The sequence below is a fragment of the Longimicrobiaceae bacterium genome (assembly GCA_035696245.1).
Taxonomy (GTDB): Bacteria; Gemmatimonadota; Gemmatimonadetes; order Longimicrobiales; family Longimicrobiaceae; genus DASRQW01.
Genome location: DASRQW010000183.1, coordinates 1 through 20,465, shown reverse-complemented (window position 1 = coordinate 20,465; position 20,465 = coordinate 1). Strand labels below are relative to the sequence as shown.

Sequence of the window (20,465 nt, the reverse complement as noted above, 5' to 3'; positions counted from 1 at the left end):
ACGCGGCCATGTCCGCCGCGGTGATGATGCCGCCGCCGCGCCGCATCTCCGCCTCCACCAGCTCGGCCGTGCGGGCGCGGTAGAAGCCGTCCGCGCCGCCCTCGGCGATGCGGCGGAGGGTGGCGGCCAGGTCGGGCTGCGCCAGCCGCTCGCCCACGCGCAGCGGGCGCCCGTCGCGCAGGAAGACGGCGGAGGTGGCGGGGAAGGCGTGCAGGATTCTCTCATTGCGCGACAGCGACGAGGCGAGCCGCTCGTGCACGACGATGCCGTCCGCCAGGGCGATGGCGGGCTGGAGCAGCTCCGCCCATGGCCGCGTGCCGAAGCGCTTGTGCACCTCCCACATGCCCGCGACGGAGCCGGGAACGCCGCTGGCGAGGTGGCCCACGAGCGAGCGGTCGGTGACGTTGCCGGCCGAGTCGAGGTACATGTCGCGCGTGGCGCCCCCGGGCGCCTTCTCGCGGAAGTCGAGCGACGCGGTGGTCCCGTCGGCCATGCGCACGACCATGAACCCGCCGCCGCCGATGTTGCCCGCCTCGGGGTTCACCACGGCGAGCGCGAACTGCGTCGCCACGGCGGCGTCCACCGCGTTGCCGCCGCGGCGCAGGATCTCCGCCCCGATCTCGCTCGCCACGCGGTCCGTGGTCACCACCATCCCCTGCCGCGCCGTCACCGGAGCCACCGAGCCCGCCGGGAAGCCCCACCCGTCCGGGAACCGCACCGTGTCGGGCGGAAGCGATGCACGCCGCGTATTGGCGGACGGGGAGGTGAGCGCACCCGCCGTGCTTCCGGCAGCGAGGAGGATGACGGAAGCGGCGGAGATGAAGCGAAGATGTTGCATCATCTGCTCGGGTGTGGGTTGGGAGATGGAGGCCGTCCGCCGCGCATCGGCGGTGATGCTCAGGGTGGCGATGCGGATGCGCGGGAGATGCGGGGTTCGCGGCCGTGCATCGACCGAGCGCATCTACCGGAACTCATCAACTGCGTCGCATCTACCGGAATGCGTCGAGTGCGATTCGGCTACCGGAATGCGAGCCGTGAATCCCGTGTGTCGCGCCGCCGTGCATCCAGTGCGCGTCGCCGTGCATCTGCAGCAAAGTACGTCGCGTGCGGCGCGCGGCAATCTCCGCGCCCGCCATCGCCGGCGCGTGCGACGATCCGCCTCCGACCAACCGTTCACGCGGAGGGCGGCGCGGCTGCTGGGAATCGGGGCGGGCGGGGCTCTTGCATCTGCGCGGCTCACGGCCCACGTTGCACGCTGCACGGCGGGAGCGCGACCCCGCCGCCGCGCCCGCGGAAACCCGCCGGCGCCGGTGCACACCCACTGGCGAGTGATGACCGAGCGACCGATCCTGGACTCCCGGCTCACGGAGCAGCGAAACCCCGCCACGGCGGGCATAGACCGGCTGCCCGCGCTGGAGATCGTGCGGATCATCAACGCCGAGGACCAGCACGTCGCGCCCGCCGTCGCCACGCAGCTGGAGCCCATCGCGCGGGCAGTGGAGCTGGCGGAGGCGGCGTTCCGCGCGGGCGGGCGCCTGCTGTACGTGGGCGCGGGCACGTCCGGCCGCCTGGGCGTGCTGGACGCGTCGGAGATGCCGCCCACATACGGCACGGACCCGCGCATGGTGCAGGGCTTGATCGCAGGCGGCCCCAAGGCGCTCACCAGCGCGATGGAGGGCGCCGAAGACCACCCGGAGGCCGGCGCGGCCGCCATGGACGAGCGCGAGGTGGGGCCGGACGACTTCGTGTTCGGCATCGCGGCAAGCGGCACCACGCCGTACGTGCACGGCGCCCTCACGCGGGCCAAGCAGCGCGGCGCGCGCACGGGCTTTCTGCTCTGCACGCCGCCGGCGGACTGGATGCTGGAGGTCTACGACGTGGTGGTCGCCCCGCTGGTGGGACCGGAAGTCGTCACGGGGTCGACGCGCATGAAGGCGGGGACGGCGACGAAGCTGGTGCTGAACACCATCTCCACGGGCGCAATGATCCGCCTGGGCAAGGTGTTCGGGAACCTGATGGTGGACCTGCGGGTCACCAACCAGAAGCTCCAGGACCGCAGCGAGCGCATCTTGATGGAGATGCTCGACCTGGAGCGCGACGACGCGGCTGCCCTGCTGGAGCGTGCCGGGGGGAAGGTGAAGACGGCGATGGTGATGCACTGGACGGACACCGACCGCGACCGGGCCACGGCCCTGCTCGCCCGCTGCGGCGGCCAGCTGGGCGCGATCCTCAAGCACGCGGGCGGGCGAGATGCCTGACGCCGTGGTGGAGGCGGTCCCCGAGCGCCCGGCCGACATCGCGGAGTGGGAAGACCTGCTCGTGCGACTGGAGATCGCCCCGCGCGCCCTTCGCGTTGCGGTGGACGACGCGCCGGCGGACAGCCCGGAGGTGCTCCGCGTGGTCACGGAGGCGGCCGTGCGCGAGCAGGCGAACCTGGACGCGCTGGTCGGCCTGAAGTCTGGCGAGGTGGCCGCGCCGAACGCGTCTGCCGCGGCGCCGGAGTGGGACGGGCGGAGGGATGCGGAGGCGATGGTACATGTGTTCGCGCAGCTGCGGAACCGCCTCTTCGCGCAGGTGCAGCGCCGCGGGCTGGAGGTGTGGGACTGGCGCGCGGTGGACGCGGACGGCTCTGTGCGCACGACCTTCCGCCTGCTGGTGGACGTGGCGCGCGGCGACGGGGCGGCGCTGGAGGCGGTGCGCGCCGCCGGCCGCTCGGGGCGAGCCGCGTGCTGATCGTGGGCCTCATGTCCGGCACCTCGCTGGACGGGGTGGACGCCGCGCTGGTGGAGGTGGGCGGCACGGGCACGGACGACGTGGAGATGCGGGTCGTGCACTCCCTCACCGCGCCGTACGCGGAGGACCGCCGCGAGGCCATCCACCGCGCTATCCTGGCGGGCACCGCGGAAGCGACGTGCGGCCTGCACGCGGACCTGGGCGAGTGGTTCGCCGAAGCCGTCCTCCGCGTCTGCGCGGAGGCGGGCGTACCTCCGGAGTCGGTGGATGCGGTCGGCTCGCACGGGCAGACCGTGTGGCACCGTCCGCCGTCCGACGGGCGGCGCGGCGCGACGCTCCAGATCGGCGACGCGGCGACCATCGCGGAGCGGACGGGGATCGCGGTGGTGAGCGACTTCCGCACGCGCGACGTGGCTGCGGGAGGGCAGGGGGCGCCGCTGGTGCCGTGGGTGGATGCGCTGCTCTTCTCGCTGCCGGACCGCGCCCGCGCCCTCCAGAACATCGGCGGCATCGGCAACGTCACCCGCGTGCCGCCGAAGGGCTCGGGCGAGGACGTCTTCGCATTCGACACCGGGCCCGGCAACGCGCTGATCGACGCCGCGGTGGAGATCGCCACGGGGGGCCGCTCGACCTTCGACCGCGACGGGCGCCTGGCCGCCCGCGGCAGGGTGGACGAGGCGCTTCTGGCGGACCTCCTGCGCCACCCGTACTTCGCCGCCGAGCCGCCGAAATCGACCGGACGCGAGGAGTTCGGCCGGCCGTTCGTGGTCCGCCTTGCCGAGGCGACGGAGCCGGAGGGGGACGGCGACTGGCTGGACCTCGTCGCCACGCTCACCGAGCTCACCGCGCGCACCATCGCCGGCGCGTACAGGCGCTGGGTGATCCCCCGCGGGCTGGACGAGGTGGTGCTCACCGGCGGCGGCGCGCGCAACCCCACGCTGGTGGGCCGCATCCGCGAGCTGCTGGCGCCGCTGCCGGTGGTGGACGGCGGCGCGCTGGGCGTCGATCCGGAGGCGAAGGAGGCCGTGGCCTTCGCCCTGCTCGCCTGGGCCCACCTTCGCGGCATTCCCGCCAACGTGCCTGCCGCCACCGGCGCGGCGGGGCCGCGCGTGCTGGGCTCCTTCACTCCCGGCGCCTCCCGAAGGGGCGCCTGATCTCCCGCCGCGGAGCTTTCGCGATGCACCTGCGCAACGATGCCCGCGCGTTCCTGGCGCCGCTCGCCCTGCTGCCCGTGGCGGCGGCGTGGCTGGCCGCGTGCGGGCCTCCGCGCCACGGCCGCGGGCCCGCGCCTTCGCGGCTGGAGACGCAGGTCACGCGCGTGCTGAACACCGACGCGCCCGACGCGCGCTTCTACCGCGACCGCTCGCAGCTGGAGTCGCTGGGGCCGGAGCTGGACGCGGTGCTCGTGTCGCTGCTGGACGACTCGCGCGCCAAGGACGCGGTGCGCGCCAACGCGGCGATCCTGCTGGCGGACCGGCGCGCGCCCGCGGCGGTGCCCGTGCTGCGGCGCGTGGTGCTGAACGCGGGCTCCGCTGTGGTCCGCTCAGCCGCGGTGGTTGGCCTGGAGCGCCTGGCGCCGGAGTCCGCCGCCGCGGCGGTGGCGGTGCGCGGCGCCATCCTGGACCGCGCGCCCGAGGTGCGGCTGAACGTGCTGCAAGGTCTGGACGTGGAGGACGCACCGCTCGTCCGCGCCCTTCTGAAGCAGGAGGAAGACCCGCAGGTGAAGGTGGTCGCGCGCCAGCTCCTGGCGCTGCTGGAGGCCCGCGGCGCGCCGCTGGTGGCGGACCGCACGGGCGACTTCCGCACGGCGGGCTCGGACAGCACGCCCAAGATCGTCTTCCACCCGGTGCGCCGCGACACACTGGCGCACGTGGACGTGGGGGCGCTGTGGGTGGAGGTGCAGGGCAAGCGCCTGGTGCCGCTGGCGCAGGAGGTGGAGGCGGTGGGCGGCGTGATCCCCGCGTTCTTCGACACGCACGGCGACGCAGTGGTCTACGAGGCCGAGCACCAGGTGCGCATCCGCAACCTGCGGACGGGCGCCACGCGTGTCCTGGGGCCCGGTACGGCGCCGCGGCCCGTGCCGTTCAGCGACCGCTTCGTCTTCCTCCAGGAGCGCACCGCCGAGCGCCGCGGCGCGGTGCAGACGTACGACGTGGTCCGTGCCTCGTTCGCCGAGGCGCCGCTGGAGCGCCTCGGCCAGCTACAGGCGCGCACGGACGCAGGCGCGGCCTCTCCCGTGCGCAGCCTGGTGGTGGGCGAGGCGCGCGACGGCTTCGTCCTTCGTGGCGTCGGCGTGTCCACTTTCCTGCTGCCCGACCCGTTCGAGGGCGTGCCGCAGGCGCCGGTGCGGCGGTAGGGGGGGCCCTCACCCGGCTCGTAAAACTCGCCTGCCCTCCCCCGCAAGCGGGGGAAGGAACGGCGGTGGAGCATGCTGGGTGCTCCGCGCTCTGCGAACGGACTCCTCTCTGCTGAGCGTCCGGCGGACTCGCGCTGCGCGCTGCGGAGGAGGCGGTCCCGACGCTGTGGCGCGGTCGTGGGGCGTTTCAGATGGCGCGGTGGATGGCGCCGCGGGGATGCCGCGGCAGCAGCCCGCGCAGGCGGGCTTCGCGCCGTCGTAGCCCGCGGCTTTAGCCGCCAGGGCGATGCCGCTGCCGCGCTGCTCGGATCGCGACGATGCCGCTGCCGCGCTGCTCCCGTCACGGAAGCGCGGCGGCCGAGTTGGATCCGAAGGATGCCGCGGGGCGGGGTTAGTCCGCGAAGGCGGACTTTGCGCTTCTGTTGCCGCGGTTTCAACCGCCAGGCATCGCGCGACGAAGTCTGGAGATGCACGGCCTCGCATCTGCTGAACGCATATCGCGAGACGGGAGATGCGCGGCATCGCATCTGCCGAATGCCTGTCGTGGAGCGGGGTGCGAGTCCGTTGCACATCTACCGAAGACATGAACCGAGCTGATCGGAGTCCGTTTTGAACGTCGCACGGCTGCTGTTGCCCGCCATCCGCTGGAACGCGGAGACGGGGTGGGAAGGGTTCCGCGAGGTGATCGAGCGCGGGCTGGAGCTGGGGGTGGGCGGCTTCATCCTCTTCGGCGGCGAGGCGGAGCGCGTCCGCGAGCTGACCGCCGACCTGCACCGCCGCTCGCGCCACCCGCTGCTCGTGGCGAGCGACCTGGAGCGGGGCGCGGGCCAGCAGTTCCGCGGTACCACGCCGCTGCCGCCCGCCGCGGCGCTCGGCTTCCTACGCGACCTGGAGACCACGGAGCGCGCCGGCGAGCTGACCGCGCGCGAGGCGAGGGCGCTGGGCGTGAACTGGATCTACGCGCCGGTGGCGGACGTGGACCTGGAGCCGGAGAACCCCATCATCGGCACGCGGGCGTTCGGGACGCGGCCGGGCACGGTGGCGGAGCAGGTGAGCGCCTGGGTCCGCGGCTGCACGCGCGGGGGCGCCCTGAGCTGCACGAAGCACTTCCCCGGGCACGGTCGCACCGTGGGCGACTCGCACATCGAGCGGCCGCGGGTGGACGCGTCGCGCGAGGAGCTGGAGACGGACCTGCACCCGTTCCGCGCATCGGTGGCGGCGGGGGTGGATGCGATGATGACGGCGCACGTCTGCTATCCCGCGCTGGACGCGGAGTGCCGCCCGGCCACGCTGTCGCCGCCCATCCTGCACGACCTGCTGCGCGGCGAGATGGGCTTCGACGGGCTGGTGGTCACCGACGCCCTCATCATGGACGGGCTGACGGAGGACGTGACCGAGGCCAAGGCCGGCGTCCTCGCGCTCGCTGCGGGCTGCGACGTACTGCTATACCCGAAGGACGAAGGCGCCGTGATCGCGGAGGTAGAGGCCGCCATCGAGGACGGGCGGCTGCCGCGCGCACGGGTGGAGCAGGCGCTGGCCCGCATCGCCGCCGCGGCCGACCGCGTTGCAGGCGATACCGGCGCGGCTTGGGGCACGGACGACGACCGCCGCTGGGCCCTGGCGACCGCCGTCCGGACCCTGCGCGTGATGCGCGGCACGCCCGAGCTGCCGTCCGGCCCCGTGCGGCTGATCGAGATCGAGGACGACACCGGCGGTCCGTGGGCGCCGTACCCGCGCGTCACCTTCCCGCAGGCGCTGGAGGCGGCGGGCGTGGAGCTTTCGGAGAATGGGACCCCGCTGGTGGTGCTCTACTCCGACATCCGCGCCTGGAAGGGCCGCCCCGGCATCTCCGCCGCCGCCCAGCAACGGGTTCGCGAGATCACGGCGGAGCACCCGGACGCCACCGTCGTCCTCTTCAGCCACCCGCGCCTTGCGGGCGAGATCCCTACCGCCGCGAACCTCCTCGCAGCCTGGGGCGGCGAGGCGATCATGCAGGAGGCCGCGGTCGCATGGCTCACCGGGCGGACGGGCGGAATGGTGGGGAGCGCGGCGGGGTTGGACCGGTAGGGGCCCTGACCTCGCTCGTCCGGCCCCCTGCGCTTAAAAGAAGCTCATTCAGGCTGCGGAACTGAGCTGGGCTCCCCGAAGATGAGTCCTTCCAGGGACGACGTGTGGCTGCCCGAAGGCGCTAATGGAAGAGAGATCCGAAGCGCTCAAGGGCGGCTGTCCGACGGCAGGCCCACTCGGCCCTCGTCGTCAGCAATCATTCTCATCCCTCCCACGCGCCGAGGGCCTGGCGTACGGTGACGAGCTGGCCGACGTGATACGCGGTGTGGTCGGTCACGAGGATCAGCTCGCGGAGGTACGTCTGCCCGCTGCCGTGCGGGATCGCGGCGAACAGGTCGATCTCCGGGTCCGCGGCGAGCTGCTTCATCGCCTCGCGGTCGGCCTGGAACGCGCGGATGCTCTCGTCCCACGCGTCGTCGCTGGGCGGGGCGGGCGTGGGAGGCCAGTAGTCCGCAGGCCAATCGCGCTCGCGGTAGCTCGCGTCGCGGCAGAACTCCAGGATGTCGCGCTGCGTCAGGCGGATGTGCTCCACGATCTCCCACGGCGAGTGCGGCACGCCGTCCGGCCGCACGCCGCGCTTGTCCGCCGCGAGCCCGGCCACCGCCTTGTCGTAGTCCGCGTGCGCCTCGCCCCACCCCAGCGCCTTCGCCAGCGTTTCCCGCAGCGTCTTTTCCCCGTGCATGTGTCCGCCTCGCAAGGTTTTCGGTTGATGTCCGGCCGCTGATCGGCCGGCAACGTCAATCGGGAGATGCACGGCCGTGCATCCATCCGCAGCTGCACGTGTTCGGGAGATGCACGGCAGCCGACAAATCGAACCGCCGCCGCACCTCCGCAGATGCGCGGCCTGCTGCATCCTTCGCGCCTCGCCCGCGGCCTGCCGATGCCGCGCATCCACCGACGCAAGCCGGAAATGCGACGCGGGGCACCGCCTCTCGGCAGCGCCCCGCGCATCCATCGTCTTCCTCCGCCCGTCATCGACCGAGGCGAAAGCGTTGTGTCACCAGGAGATGGTGCCCTGCTTGCTGGTGTCCACGACTTCCGTCTCGCCGGTCTTGAACAGGAACTTCTCCGTGTTCTCGAACAGGAACTTGCGGGCGTCGGGCTCGCGGACGTTCAGGCCGTAGTGGTTGATGAGCATGGTCTGCTGCTTGAGCCACTGGGCCCAGCATTCCGTGCAGATCTCCGCGTGGATGCGCTTGCCCAGGTCGTTGTTGAACGGCGCGAAGGGGAGCTGCGGCTTGGTCTCGCCGCAGCGCGTGCACTGTATGTCCGCCATGAGGGTCTCTTCCTCTCGGGTCGTTTTCGGGCGCCGCGCCGCGCGTGCGGTGGTGCGCACTCCGCACGGAATATACCTTGCCGCCTCCGTCCGTCCAGCGCACCGCCCGTACCGGAGCCGCCATGCCCGAGCCGTTGCCCGCGCGCCTCTCCGACGAAGGGCGCACCGCCACCTGGAACCCCGCGCTCACCCGCGCCGGCCACGTCCTCCTCCGCATCCGTCGCGCAGACGGGCAGACGGAGGAGCGACGGTCGATGAACAGCGGCCGCGCCCGCGTCCGCGAAGACGAGCGTATCGAGCAAGTCACCGCCGGCGAGTGAGTTGGTCACTGCGGGTTGGAATAGGCGCCACGAGCTGCGCGACCGCCCGAATCGACCGCGCTTTCCGCTCTCGACGCTCGGATCGAGCACGGCGCTTCAACAACGAAGGCATCTCGTCCGAAGGACGACCGCAGTTCTCAGCCGGGTGTTTTATACGCCCGGCGACGCTTCGTCGCGCGAACGAAGCCCGAGGCTCGCGATGTCTCGTCGATCGGAAGATGCTCGGCGTTCCGCGTTCCGCATCGCCATCATCGCTGACGCCTATCTCCCTCCCCCCCCCACCGCCGCGTACACCAGACGCGAAACCTCGCGTCCCACTGCGTGCGCCTCCGCCGGGTTGTCGAAGCCGCGGGTGAGCACGACCAGCACGTACGGTGCGCGGCCGGGCGGAAAGACGATCGCCGCGTCGTGCTCGATGCGCGTGATGTTGCCGGTCTTGTTCGCCACCCGCACTCCGGGCGGCAGGCCCGCCGGGATCATCTCGCGGAAGTGCTGCCTCTCCAGAATCTCCAGCATCGCCCGCGTCGCGGCGGGTGATCCCGCGCGGCCCCGCGCGATCGCTTCCAGCGCGCGCATCAGCCCATAAGCGGTGGCGCTGTTGTTGAGGCCCGCGCGGAAGGCCGCGTTGTCCTCCACCCCGCGCAGCACCTTCAGCTCTCCCGCGTCCGCCTCCGCCAGCGTCCGGGCGATTCGCTCCGGCCCCGCGAGCTCGATCAGCAGGTTCGTCGCGAGGTTGCTGGACCGCGTGATCATCAGCTCCGTCAGCTCGCGCACCGTCGCCTTGCCGCCCACGCGCAGGTAGAGCGTGCTGTCGCCGTCGTCCGCGGGCGAGAGCGTGTAGGTGCCGCCGTCCGCGATGCTGCGGAACGCGTTGCGGACGGGAACGGAGTCGTCCATCGCCAGCGCGCGTGCGTCCGCCATCCGGAAGAGCTGCATCATCACCGGCACCTTCATGGTGCTCGCCGCGTGCATAGGCCGGTGCGCATCCACCATGAGCGTGTCGCCGGTCGCCAGGTCCAGCAGCGCGACCGAGACCTCCGCCGTGTCCCCGCCCGCCGCGCGGATCGCGGTCCGCACCTCCGCCTCCAGCCCCTCCATCCTCGCCGGAGAAGCGTTGGGCCGAGCCTGCACGCTCACGCATCCCGCAACGAGCGCGAGCAGGGAGACGAGCATCGGGCGCATCATCGTCATCTGGCCAATCGCGGTACGGGAGTTCGGGAGATGCGGGGCGGCGATGCCCGTCAACCTACGGCGTTCGTGCGCCCCGGCAACGGGTTCGGCGGATGCGAGGCGCGGGCATGCCATCCTCGGCCGTCCCTCGGATGGGTTCGTCTCGGGAAGACCGTACGGGACAGGTGGCGGACATTCCGCCGGGCGGACCCGCCTGCGCCCGCCGGCGGAGCGCGGCGACATGGCCCGCATCGTGCTCCCGGGTTGGCCGTTCCCGTGCGCCGCCGGTGCGCGCGCCGGGCAGGGACGGGGCCGCGCGCCCCGCCTACACGCCTTCGCGGACCCATGGACACATCCATCAACTGCAAGCTCGCCAGCGCCCTCGCCACCGCCATGCGCGACGCGCGCGAGGACCTGACGCGCCGGTGGCTGGACCGCATCTCCGCACGGGTGGACCTGGACCCCAACCTCGTCTTCCCCACTAACGAGCTGCTGGACCACGTCCCGATCCTGATGGACAAGATCGCGGACTACATGGAGGACCCGGCCGACGAGATCACCGCCGACGCGCCGGTGACCGGCAAGGCCATCGAGCTGGGGCAGCTGCGGTACGCGCAGGGCTTCGACGCGCACCAGATCCTGAAGGAGTACGAGATCCTGGGGGGCATCCTCTTCGCCTTCCTGGTGCGCATCGTGGACACCATCGACGAGCCGTGCACCCGCAGCGAGCTGCTGGCCTGCGCGCAGCGGCTCTTCCGCGCCGTCTCCGTCATCGAGCAGGTCACCACCACGCACTACCTGTCGCTGGCCGCCGAGAAGGTGCGCGAGCGCGAGGAGCGGCTGCGCGGCTTCAACCGCATGGTCTCGCACGAGCTCAAGAACCACATCGGCTCCATCCTGGGTGCCGCGCAATTGCTGGCCGACGCCGAGATCGTGGCCGACCCGGCCCAGCGCGCCCGGTTCGCCGGGATCGTGGAGAGCAACGCGCACGCCATGCAGGGCGTGCTGGAGAACCTGATCGAGCTGTCGCGCACCGCCAGCGACGCGCGCCAGCAGCGCAACGTGCTGCTCCCGCAGGTGGCCGGCGAGGTCTGCCGCCAGCTGCGCGAGATGTCGCAGACGCGCGGCGTGGAGATGCGCATCTCGCCGGACCTGCCGGACGTGGAGGTGAACGCGGCGGCGCTGGAGCTGAGCCTCTCCAACTACGTCTCCAACGCCATCAAGTACTCCGACCCCGCCAAGGCCGCGCGCTGGGTCGCGGTGGGCGGCCGCATCACCGACGAGACGCCCGAGGGCGCCTGCGAGCTGGTGATCGAGGTGGCCGACAACGGGCTGGGCGTGCCGGAAGACGCGCGCGAGCAGCTCTTCACGCGCTTCTACCGCGCGCACGGCGAGACGGTCACCGGCGTGGAGGGCACGGGGCTGGGCCTCAGCATCGTTCGCGAGACGGTGGAGGCGCTGGGTGGCCGCGCGTGGGCCGACTTCGACCGCGCGGAAGGCTCGCGCTTCCTCATCGCCCTGCCCTGGCGCCGCGGGCAGCGCACGCACACCACCACGGGAGACGGCGATGGATGATGCGGCCGGGGGGAACGACGCAGCCGGGGCCACGGTAGAAGAAGGCATCCCCTCTCCGGCCACCGCCGAGGATCCCGATTCCGGCTCTCCCGCGCACTCGCGCGAGGGGGCTTTCCGCACCGATGCCATGCTGCTGCAGCGAAACCACCCCGACACGGGCCGCAGGACCACGCGGGTAGACGCGCTCAAGCGCGCCATCTCGGACCACGTGACGTACACGCTGGCCCGCGACCGCTCCAGCGCCACGCCGCGCGACGTGTACATGAGCACCGCGTGGACCATCCGCGACCGCCTGGCCGAGCGCTGGGCCGCCACGCAGGCGGGCTACGACCGCGACGACGTGAAGCGCGTCTACTACCTCTCGCTCGAGTTCCTGATGGGGCGCACGCTGGGCAACGCGCTCATCAACCTGGGCATGGAGGGCGCCACCGCCGAGGCCCTGGAGGAGCTGGCGTACCGGATGGAGGAGGTGGAGGAGCTGGAGCCGGACGCCGGATTGGGCAACGGCGGCCTGGGACGGCTGGCCGCGTGCTACCTGGACTCGATGGCCACCCTGGAGCTGCCGGGCTACGGCTACGGGATTCGCTACGAGCACGGCATCTTCCGGCAGAAGGTGGACGCCGCCGGACGCCAGGTGGAGGTGGCGGACAACTGGCTGCAGGACGACAACCCGTGGGAGATCGCCCGGCCGGACCGCACCTACCCCGTGAAGTTCTACGGCCGCGTGGAGACCACGCTGGGCGAGGACGGCAAGGCGCGCTTCCGCTGGGTGGACACCAACGACGTGCTGGCGATGGCGTACGACACGCCGGTGCCGGGCTACTGCAACCACACCGTCAACACGCTGCGGCTGTGGGCGGCCAAGGCTACGCAGGAGTTCGACCTGGAAGGCTTCATCCGCGGCAACTACATCGCCGCGGTCGAGGCGAAGACGCACACCGAGACCATCTCCAAGGTCCTGTACCCACCCGACGACACGGGCAGCGGCAAGGAGCTGCGGCTCAAGCAGCAGTTCTTCTTCGTCTCGGCCACCTTGCAGGACATCATCCGCCGCTACAAGACCGAGCGGAAGAGCTTCGCCGACTTCACCAGCAAGGTGCAGGTCCAGCTCAACGACACCCACCCCGCCGTGGCCATCCCCGAGCTGATGCGGCTGCTGATGGACGAGAACGGGATGGAGTGGAACGACGCGTTCGACCTGGCGCGCAACACCTTCGCGTACACCAACCACACGGTCCTGCCCGAGGCGCTGGAGACGTGGTCGGTGGATCTCTTCGGCCGCCTGCTCCCTCGCCACCTGGACCTGGTGCGCGAGATCGACCGCCGTTTCCGCGACCGTGTGCGCGACAAGTTCCCCGGCGACTCGGCCCGCGAGGAACGGATGGCCATCATCTCCGGCGGGCAGGTGCGGATGGCGCACCTGGCCATCGTGGGCAGCCACACGGTGAACGGCGTGGCCGCGCTGCACACGCAGATCCTCAAGGAGAGCATCTTCCGCGACTTCGCGGAGCTGTACCCGGAGCGGTTCATCTCCGTCACCAACGGCATCACGCAGCGCCGCTGGATCGTGAAGGCCAACCCGGAGCTGACCTCGCTCGTCACGGAGCGGATCGGCGACGGGTGGATCGTGGACCTCCCCGAGCTGTCGCGCCTGGAGAAGCTGGCCGACGACTCCGCGTTCGGCGAGCGCTGGCGCGCGGTGAAGGCGCACAACAAAAGGCGCCTGGCGCGGCTGGTGAAGGACGTCGCCGGCGTCACGGTAGATCCGGACGCGCTGGTGGACGTGCACGTCAAGCGCATGCACGAGTACAAGCGCCAGCTGCTCAACGCCCTGCGCGTGGTCGACGCGTACCTCGACATCCGCGACGGGGCCTCGGCGAGCGCGGTGCCGCGGACGGTGCTGTTCGGCGGCAAGGCGGCGCCCACGTACTGGACGGCGAAGACCATCATCGAGCTGATCGCCGCCATCGCCCGCCAGGTCAACGCCGACCCGGCCGCGGCGGAGCTGCTGCGCGTGGCCTTCCTGCCGGACTACCGCGTGTCGATGGCGGAGAAGATCTTCCCCGGCAGCGACCTGTCCGAGCAGATCTCCACAGCCGGGTTCGAGGCGTCGGGCACCGGCAACATGAAGTTCGCGCTGAACGGCGCCCTCACCATCGGCACGCTCGACGGCGCGAACGTGGAGATCGCCGAGGCGGTGGGCGCGGACAACATCTTCATCTTCGGCCTGGAGGCGCACGAGGTGGAGCAGCGCAAGGCCGAGGGCTACTTCCCCCGCGCCGTGTACGAGGGCAGCCCCCGCCTGCGCCGCGTGCTGGACCACGTGCTCAGCGGCGCCCTCTCGCCAGACGAGCCGGGCCGCTTCCGCCGCCTGGTGGAGGACCTGCTGCACCACGACCCGTTCATGGTGCTCGCCGACTTCGACGCGTACGTGGAGGCCCAGGCGCGGGTGGACGCTGCGTACCGCGACCCGCAGGCGTGGACGCGCATGGCCATCCTGAACGTCGCCCGCTGCGGCTGGTTCAGCAGCGACCGGTCCGTGAAGGAATACGCCGACAAGATCTGGAAGCTGTAGATGCACGGCTGTGGAGGCGCGGCCCGCTATGGACTGCATCACGCTTGGAAGCTCGATCGCTACTTCCCGGAACGTATGAAACGCCCGGCTGGGAACGGCGGTCGTCCTTCGGACGGGGCTGTCACGCGTCCGAGTGGTTCAGCGCGTTGAGGCCGAACCAGCGCTCTCGCGTCGGATTTCTCGAGACGCTAGGCCGCTCGAGCACGTGCGGGGCCTCGTCCGCAAGGACGACCGCAGTCCATAGCCGGTGGATTCATACCACCGGCGAGCGGTCGGGATGAGTCTTCACAGCCTGCTTCACCCCTTCAGCGCCTCGCGGGCGATGACGAGGCGTTGGATCTCGCTGGTGCCTTCGTAGATGCGCATCACGCGGACGTCGCGGTAGAGGTGCTGGACGGGGCCTTCCTCCATCACGCCCTGGCCGCCGAAGAGCTGCACGGCGCGGTCGGCCACGCGGCCCACGGCTTCCGTGGCGAAGAGCTTCGCCATGGCGGCCTCGCGGGTCACGCGCTCGCCCTGGTCCAGGCGCCAGGCGGCGTTGTACGTCATCTGCCGGGCGGCGTAGCGGTCGGTCTCGGAGTCGGCGATCATCCACTGGACGGCCTGGAACTGGGAGATGGGCCCGCCGAACTGCTCGCGGCTCCGCGCCCGCGCCGCCATCGCGCCGATCAGCCGCGCCATGGGCCCAAGCGCGCCTGCGGCCACCGCGATGCGTCCGTGGTCCAGCGCCGCCATCGCCAGGCGGAAGCCCGCGCCCTCTCCGCCCAGCACGTTCTCCGCCGGCACGCGCACGCCGTCGAAGCGGAGCCGCGCCTGCACGTACGGCGCGGTGCCCATCGTCTTCTGCACCTCTTCCACCACCACGCCGGGGTGCTCGCGGCGGTCCACCAGGAACGCGGTGACGCCGCCGCGCGTGCCCTTCGCCGCGTCGGTGACGGCGAGCACCGTGACCAGCTCCGCACCGGCGCCGTTGGTGATGTAGTGCTTGGTTCCGTCGATGACCCACTCGCCGCCCTCGCGCACGGCGGTGGTGGAGATGCGGCCGGCGTCGGAGCCCGCCTCCGGCTCGGTGAGCGCGAACGCGGTGGTGATGTCGCCGCGGGCGATGGCCGGCATGTACTTCCGCTTCTGCTCGTCGCTCCCCGTCTGGAGCAGCGTGGACGCGCCGATGCCGTTGGAGAGCGCCAGCGCGTGCAGGAAGCCGTGGTGTGCACGGGCAAGCTCCTCGTGCACCAGCACCTGGGCGAGCGTGTGGTGGCCGAGGCCGCCGTACTCCACCGGGATGGTGATGCCGTACATCCCCGCTTCCTTGAGCGCGCGGACGCCGTGTTCCGGCACGATGCCGGTGCGCAGGACCTCGGGCTCGGCGGGGATGAGCACGTCGTCCACGATGGCGCGGGCGCGGTCGCGCAGCTCGGCGACCTCGGCGGGGATGCGGTAGTCCATGAGGGGCTCGGAAAGGGTACGGGAACACTGAGCGGCGCTCAGTTAAGTCGGCGATTGCCAGGGCGATGCGGGCCGCTAGATTATCCCGTTCCGCCGCCCCGGACGCAACCCGCGCGGCCCCCACAGCCCTCCGAAATCTACCGCCGGATGCGCACGCTGACGCAGCTGTTCGACCTGTCCGGGCGGGTGGCGCTGGTCACCGGCGGCGGACGCGGCCTGGGCGAGCAGATCGCGCGCGGGCTGGCGCAGGCGGGCGCCTCCGTGGCGCTCGCGTCGCGGAAGCGCGAGGCGTGCGAGGCCGTAGCCGCGGAACTTGCGGAGGACGGTGCGCGGACGCTCGCGCTTCGCCTCGACGTCTCGTCGGAAGAGGACGTGCGGCGTGCTTTCGATGAGGTGGAAGCGGCACTGGGACCCGTGGACCTGCTCGTGAACAACGCGGGCACGGCGTGGGGCGCTCCCGCGGCGGAGATGACGCTGGATGCGTGGCGGAAGGTGATGGACGTGAACTCCACCGGCACCTTCCTCTGCTCGCGCGAGGTGGGGCGGCGGCTGATCGCGCGCGGGGCGCCGGGCGCGATCCTCAACGTCGCCTCCATCGCGGGGTTGCAGGGCACGCCGCCGGAGGTGATGGACGCGCTGGGCTACAGCGCGTCCAAGGGCGCGGTGATCGCGATGACGCGCGACCTGGCGGTGAAGTGGGCTCGCCACGGCATCCGCGTGAACGCCCTGGCGCCGGGCTTCTTCCGCACGAAGATGACGGAGGCCGTGCTCGACGCCGCCGGCCCCGCGATGGACCGCGCGATCCCGCTGCGCCGCACCGGCGGCGAAGACGAGCTGATGGGCGCCGCCGTCTTCCTGCTCTCGCCCGCCGCGGGCTACGTCACGGGCCAGGTCCTCGTCGTCGACGGCGGCCTCAGCGTCTCCTAGCCGCGCATCCGCGGAGAACTCGCGGGTTCGCGGATCGGCATCGGGAGATAAGCTCCGGGGATGAGCGTCGGAGCGCGTATCACCCGAAGCCTCAGCATCTCCGCTGATGTGATGACGATCGGGCACGATGCTATGCTTCGCATCTCCCGAAACGAGACAAACCAGCGGAAGCGACGAAGCTGCTGGCCGCGACGATCCCTACCCTCTCCCAGGCAGTTTTGGGGGAGGGTCGACCGAGCCTAAGCGAGGTCGGGGAGGGGGCCTCCTCCCCGCCGCCCATCGACCGCAGTCGTTCGAGAGATTCATCAGCACGGCAGCACAGCGGCGGACGTTTCGCGACGCGTACCACTTCAATCGCACACAGGAGCGAGCCGATGGCAGCCACGGCAACCCGGGACAGGAAGACCTCCGCGCCCGCCACCATGACCGTGGAGGACGGCATCGCCGTCATCCGCCTGGACCAGCCCGGCAAGCCGGTGAACGTGATCTCCGCCGAGCTGCTGGACGTGATGGGCGACATCCTCACGCGGCTGGAGGGCGAGGAGGGCGGCGCCGTCGCGGCGGTCATCGTCTCCGAGAAGCGCGGCACCTGGATCGCGGGCGCGGACATCGAGGAGTTCGAGAAGTTCGGCTCGGCGGCCGACGCGGAGGCGGTGAGCACGGCCGGGCAGGCGCTGCTGAACCGGCTGGAGGAGCTTCGGCTGCCCGTGGTGGCGGCCATCGACGGCGTGGCGCTGGGCGGCGGGCTAGAGGTGGCGCTGGCGTGCACCTACCGCATCGCCACCGACTCGCCCAAGACGAAGCTGGGCCTGCCGGAGGTGCAGCTCGGCATCCTCCCCGGCGCCGGCGGCACACAGCGGCTGCCGCGGCTCATCGGGATCCGTGCGGCGCTGGACATGATGCTCACGGGCAAGCAGCTGGACGGACGCCGCGCCCGCAGCACCGGCATCGTGGACGAGGTGGTGCCCGCGCCGGTGCTGCTGGACGTGGCGAAGCGCGCGGCGCGCGACCTCGCGTCCGGCGCGAAGAAGCCGAAGGCGGGGCGCCGCACGGGCTCGCCGCAGTGGGTGGAGAACCTGCCGGGCATGCGCGCCATCATCTTCCGCGCGGCGCGGCAGGGGGTGATGAGCAAGACGAAGGGCCTCTATCCCGCCCCGCTCCGCATCCTCCAGGTCGTGGAGAAGGGTATCGACAAGCCCATCGCGGAAGCGCTCAAGCTGGAGGCGCGCGCGTTCGGCGAACTGGCGGTGACGCCCGAGGCACGCAGCCTGGTGCACCTCTTCTTCGTCACCACGGCGGCGAAGAACGATCCCGCGCTGCCGGAGGGGACCAAGCCGAAAAAGGTGGAGCGCATCGCCGTGGTGGGCGCGGGCTTCATGGGCGCCGGCATCGCCGCCGCGTCCGCCGAGTCCGGCATCTCCGTGCGCCTCAAGGACGTGACAGCCGAGGCGGCGGCGAAGGGGCTGCGGACGGCGCGCGACATCCTCTCCAAGCGGGCCAAGCGGAAGAAGTCGCCCAAGTACGTGGAGACGGCGCTCAAGGACCGCGTGGAGGCGACCTACCAGTACACGGGCTTCCACTCGGCCGACCTGATCGTGGAGGCGGTGTTCGAGGACGTGAAGCTGAAGCACGACGTGCTCCATCAGATCGAGGAGGTCATCGGCGCGGACACGGTGCTGGGCTCCAACACGTCCACCATCCCCATCACCACGCTGGCCGAGGCGGCGGAGCGGCCGGAGAACGTGATCGGGCTGCACTTCTTCTCGCCCGTGGAGAAGATGCCCCTGCTGGAGATCATCGTCACCGACCGCACGGCGAACTGGGTGACGGCAACGAGCCACGCGTACGGCAAGCAGATCGGCAAGACGCCCATCATCGTGAACGACGCGCCGGGCTTCTACGCCAACCGCATCCTGTCGCCGTACATGGCCGAGGCGGCGCTGCTGCTGGAGGAAGGTGTCGCCATCGAGGAGATCGACAAGGCGATGACGGGCTGGGGATACGCGGTGGGCCCCATCACCCTGTACGACGAGGTGGGGCTGGACGTGGCGCAGAAGGCCGGCAAGATCATGTCCGAGGCGTTCGCGGACCGCATGAAGCCGAGCAGCGTCGTCGACCGCATGGTGGCGGACGGGCGGCTGGGCCGGAAGAACGGTAAGGGCTTCTACAAGTTCGAGGACGGCAAGAAGGCGGGGCCGGACGACAGCGTCTACGCCGTGATCGGCAGCCCGGCGCGGAAGTCCGTGCCGCGGGAGGAGATCCAGGACCGGCTGGCGCTGACGATGGTGAACGAGGCTGTCCGCACGCTGGAGGAAGGCGTCCTCCGCAGCGCCCGCGACGGAGACGTAGGCGCGGTGCTGGGCATCGGCTTCCCGCCCTTCCGCGGCGGTCCGTTCTGGTACGTGGACCAGGTGGGCGCGCAGGACGTCCTCGACCGTCTTCGCAAGCTGGAGCAGAAGTACGGCCCGCGCTTCGCTCCCGCCACGATGCTGGTCGAGCGGGCGAAGAGCGGCGAGAAGTTCAGCGACGGGGCGAAGTGAGCCAGACCGCCGCGCCGGTGGAGGTCGCGCCCGGCGTCCACCGTCTGTCTGTCCCGCTCCCCTTCCCGCCGCGCGAGGTGGCGGCGTGGGTGATCGACGGGCCGCACGGCCACACGCTGGTCGATACGGGCATGGACACGCCCGGCGGCCGCGACGCGCTGCGCGAGAGCGCGCGGCACCTGGGCGTCACGCCCGAGAGCCTGGCGTACGTGGTGCTCACGCACGCGCACATCGACCACTACGGGCTGGCGGGCGCGGTGCGCGGGTGGAGCGGCGCGCAGGTCGCCATCCACGAGCGCGAGGAGGAGCTGGCGCGGCGCTTCGTGGACCGCTGGCCCGAGGACCGGGCGCTCGCCCGCGACGGGTTCGCATCTTCCGGCGTGCCGGCGGACGTAGTGCCAGCGCTGGTGGCCGCGTCGGACTTCATCCACCGGCAGTACGAGGACTTCCGGCCGGACGTGATCCTGCGCGGCGAGCGCGGGGAGCTGCCCGGCGGCGGGGGATGGGAGTGGATCCTGACGCCCGGGCACTCGCCCGGCCACGTGATCGTCTACCATCCCGAGCGCCGGCTGCTGATCGCGGGCGACCACGTGCTGCCGCGCATCTCGCCGAACATCGGCGCGGACATGTACGCGGCGGACCCGCTGTCGGACTACGTCGCGTCCCTACGGCGCCTGCGCGAGCTGCCGGTGGACCTGGTCCTCCCCTCGCACGGCGAGCCGTTCACGGACTTCGCGGCGCGCATCGACTCCATCCTCGCGCACCACGACGAGCGGGCCGCGCAGATGCTCGCCGCGCTCGACCAGCCGCGCACCGCGTACGAGGTGGCTCTCGCCGTCTTCGGCGCGTTGCCTCCCGCGAACCTGCTGCACGCCTTCCGCGAGACGGTCGCCCACCTCGTCTACCTGGAGCGCAACGGCGAGGTCGTTCGCGTGCCGGGAGAGGTGGAGAGATGGGGGCAAGGCGGGCCCCCTCCCCGCCTCGCTTAGGCTCGGCGACCCTCCCCCAAAACTGCCTGGGGGAGGGTTGTTTTGTGTCTGAGGCGCCGTCGCTGGCCTGCGGGACCGGCGCCCGCTCATATCGCGGAGTAGGCCTGTCGGTGTCCGCCGACGCTCGGGCTGCGCGCCGAAGCTCCACCACGCACAACACCCCGCCCCTCTCCCAGGCAGTTTTGGGAGAGGGGCAGCGAGGCGACGAGCGGGGAGAGGGCCGCCGTTCCGTTCCGCCCTTGACCAGCCATCCCGCGAGCGCTCTCTTGCGCGAAGACGTCACGGCAGATTGTCATCGAGCGAATCGACCTTCGGACGGAGCGGCGATGGACGAGGCGTGGAAGGCGACGTTCTGGCGGCAGTACGGCGCGGCCATCGACATGCTGGACAACGCGATCGCCGCGTGCCCGGACGACCTGTGGGGCGACCGCGCGGCGCAGCCGGAGTTCTGGTATCTGGCCTATCACACGCTCTTCTTCCTCGACCTGTAC

The 20,465-nt window shown here is 71.6% G+C and carries 16 protein-coding genes; 11 read left to right on the top strand and 5 right to left on the bottom strand.

The window, feature by feature from the left end; all coding sequences use genetic code 11:
• Positions 1–841, bottom strand: an 841-nt coding sequence (locus tag VFE05_08730) for a gamma-glutamyltransferase (protein HET6230141.1), incomplete at its 3' end; no start/stop codon positions are given.
• A gap of 490 nt (positions 842–1,331) precedes the next feature.
• Here VFE05_08730 and murQ point away from each other — a divergent pair.
• From murQ to VFE05_08705, 5 genes are all read left to right on the top strand, one after another.
• On the top strand, positions 1,332–2,258 hold the full coding sequence (gene murQ / locus VFE05_08725) for an N-acetylmuramic acid 6-phosphate etherase (GenBank protein ID HET6230140.1): 927 nt from the start codon (positions 1,332–1,334) through the stop codon (positions 2,256–2,258).
• The gene (locus tag VFE05_08720; GenBank protein ID HET6230139.1) at positions 2,251–2,733 is read left to right on the top strand and encodes a hypothetical protein; all 483 of its coding nucleotides are present in this window, start codon (positions 2,251–2,253) and stop codon (positions 2,731–2,733) included. The genes murQ and VFE05_08720 overlap by 8 nt, the downstream gene beginning before the upstream one ends.
• The gene (locus tag VFE05_08715) at positions 2,727–3,887 is read left to right on the top strand and encodes an anhydro-N-acetylmuramic acid kinase (GenBank protein HET6230138.1); all 1,161 of its coding nucleotides are present in this window, start codon (positions 2,727–2,729) and stop codon (positions 3,885–3,887) included. The genes VFE05_08720 and VFE05_08715 overlap by 7 nt, the downstream gene beginning before the upstream one ends.
• A 23-nt stretch (positions 3,888–3,910) precedes the next feature.
• Positions 3,911–5,089: a hypothetical protein gene (locus VFE05_08710; GenBank protein HET6230137.1), complete on the top strand. Its 1,179-nt coding sequence runs from the start codon at positions 3,911–3,913 to the stop codon at positions 5,087–5,089.
• A gap of 609 nt (positions 5,090–5,698) precedes the next feature.
• Positions 5,699–7,156, top strand: coding sequence for a glycoside hydrolase family 3 N-terminal domain-containing protein (locus VFE05_08705; protein HET6230136.1), 1,458 nt, complete (start codon positions 5,699–5,701; stop codon positions 7,154–7,156).
• A gap of 202 nt (positions 7,157–7,358) precedes the next feature.
• Here the strand turns inward: VFE05_08705 and VFE05_08700 are convergent, their stop codons facing one another.
• The gene (locus VFE05_08700; GenBank protein ID HET6230135.1) at positions 7,359–7,838 is read right to left on the bottom strand and encodes a DinB family protein; all 480 of its coding nucleotides are present in this window, start codon (positions 7,836–7,838) and stop codon (positions 7,359–7,361) included.
• 315 nt (positions 7,839–8,153) lie between these two features.
• Positions 8,154–8,432: an oxidative damage protection protein gene (locus tag VFE05_08695; protein HET6230134.1), complete on the bottom strand. Its 279-nt coding sequence runs from the start codon at positions 8,430–8,432 to the stop codon at positions 8,154–8,156.
• A 122-nt stretch (positions 8,433–8,554) separates the two neighbouring features.
• Here VFE05_08695 and VFE05_08690 point away from each other — a divergent pair, with 122 nt between their 5' ends.
• Positions 8,555–8,752, top strand: coding sequence for a hypothetical protein (locus VFE05_08690; GenBank protein HET6230133.1), 198 nt, complete (start codon positions 8,555–8,557; stop codon positions 8,750–8,752).
• A 261-nt stretch (positions 8,753–9,013) separates the two neighbouring features.
• Here VFE05_08690 and VFE05_08685 read toward each other — a convergent pair whose 3' ends face one another.
• Positions 9,014–9,937, bottom strand: a complete 924-nt coding sequence (locus VFE05_08685) for a serine hydrolase (GenBank protein ID HET6230132.1) — start codon at positions 9,935–9,937, stop codon at positions 9,014–9,016.
• Positions 9,938–10,267: 330 nt separating this feature from the next.
• On the opposite strand from VFE05_08685, the gene VFE05_08680 reads away from it, so the two are divergent.
• Together VFE05_08680 and VFE05_08675 are read left to right on the top strand one after the other, a co-directional pair.
• A complete protein-coding gene (locus tag VFE05_08680) occupies positions 10,268–11,497 on the top strand; it encodes a sensor histidine kinase (protein ID HET6230131.1) in 1,230 nt (409 codons plus the stop codon).
• Positions 11,490–14,072, top strand: a complete 2,583-nt coding sequence (locus VFE05_08675) for a glycogen/starch/alpha-glucan phosphorylase (protein HET6230130.1) — start codon at positions 11,490–11,492, stop codon at positions 14,070–14,072. Before VFE05_08680 ends, VFE05_08675 begins: the two co-directional genes overlap by 8 nt.
• A 297-nt stretch (positions 14,073–14,369) precedes the next feature.
• Here the strand turns inward: VFE05_08675 and VFE05_08670 are convergent, their stop codons facing one another.
• Positions 14,370–15,518: an acyl-CoA dehydrogenase family protein gene (locus VFE05_08670; protein HET6230129.1), complete on the bottom strand. Its 1,149-nt coding sequence runs from the start codon at positions 15,516–15,518 to the stop codon at positions 14,370–14,372.
• Positions 15,519–15,665: 147 nt separating this feature from the next.
• Here VFE05_08670 and VFE05_08665 point away from each other — a divergent pair, with 147 nt between their 5' ends.
• The 3 genes from VFE05_08665 (at position 15,666) to VFE05_08655 (ending at position 19,974) form a co-directional block, all read left to right on the top strand.
• Positions 15,666–16,445: an SDR family oxidoreductase gene (locus tag VFE05_08665; GenBank protein HET6230128.1), complete on the top strand. Its 780-nt coding sequence runs from the start codon at positions 15,666–15,668 to the stop codon at positions 16,443–16,445.
• A gap of 374 nt (positions 16,446–16,819) precedes the next feature.
• Entirely contained in the window at positions 16,820–18,985 is a 2,166-nt protein-coding gene (locus tag VFE05_08660) for a 3-hydroxyacyl-CoA dehydrogenase NAD-binding domain-containing protein (protein HET6230127.1), read from the top strand.
• Positions 18,982–19,974, top strand: a complete 993-nt coding sequence (locus VFE05_08655; GenBank protein ID HET6230126.1) for an MBL fold metallo-hydrolase — start codon at positions 18,982–18,984, stop codon at positions 19,972–19,974. Before VFE05_08660 ends, VFE05_08655 begins: the two co-directional genes overlap by 4 nt.
• The last annotated feature ends 491 nt before the right edge of the window (positions 19,975–20,465 follow it).

Coding starts and splice junctions, on each gene's coding strand:
- murQ (HET6230140.1), top strand. CDS start 1,332: ATGACCGAGCGACCGATCCTGGACTCCCGGCTCACGGAGCAGCGAAAC.
- VFE05_08720 (HET6230139.1), top strand. CDS start 2,251: ATGCCTGACGCCGTGGTGGAGGCGGTCCCCGAGCGCCCGGCCGACATC.
- VFE05_08665 (HET6230128.1), top strand. CDS start 15,666: ATGCGCACGCTGACGCAGCTGTTCGACCTGTCCGGGCGGGTGGCGCTG.
- VFE05_08685 (HET6230132.1), bottom strand. CDS start 9,937: ATGATGCGCCCGATGCTCGTCTCCCTGCTCGCGCTCGTTGCGGGATGC.
- VFE05_08680 (HET6230131.1), top strand. CDS start 10,268: ATGGACACATCCATCAACTGCAAGCTCGCCAGCGCCCTCGCCACCGCC.
- VFE05_08710 (HET6230137.1), top strand. CDS start 3,911: ATGCACCTGCGCAACGATGCCCGCGCGTTCCTGGCGCCGCTCGCCCTG.
- VFE05_08670 (HET6230129.1), bottom strand. CDS start 15,518: ATGGACTACCGCATCCCCGCCGAGGTCGCCGAGCTGCGCGACCGCGCC.
- VFE05_08675 (HET6230130.1), top strand. CDS start 11,490: ATGGATGATGCGGCCGGGGGGAACGACGCAGCCGGGGCCACGGTAGAA.
- VFE05_08700 (HET6230135.1), bottom strand. CDS start 7,838: ATGCACGGGGAAAAGACGCTGCGGGAAACGCTGGCGAAGGCGCTGGGG.
- VFE05_08690 (HET6230133.1), top strand. CDS start 8,555: ATGCCCGAGCCGTTGCCCGCGCGCCTCTCCGACGAAGGGCGCACCGCC.
- VFE05_08695 (HET6230134.1), bottom strand. CDS start 8,432: ATGGCGGACATACAGTGCACGCGCTGCGGCGAGACCAAGCCGCAGCTC.
- VFE05_08660 (HET6230127.1), top strand. CDS start 16,820: ATGGCAGCCACGGCAACCCGGGACAGGAAGACCTCCGCGCCCGCCACC.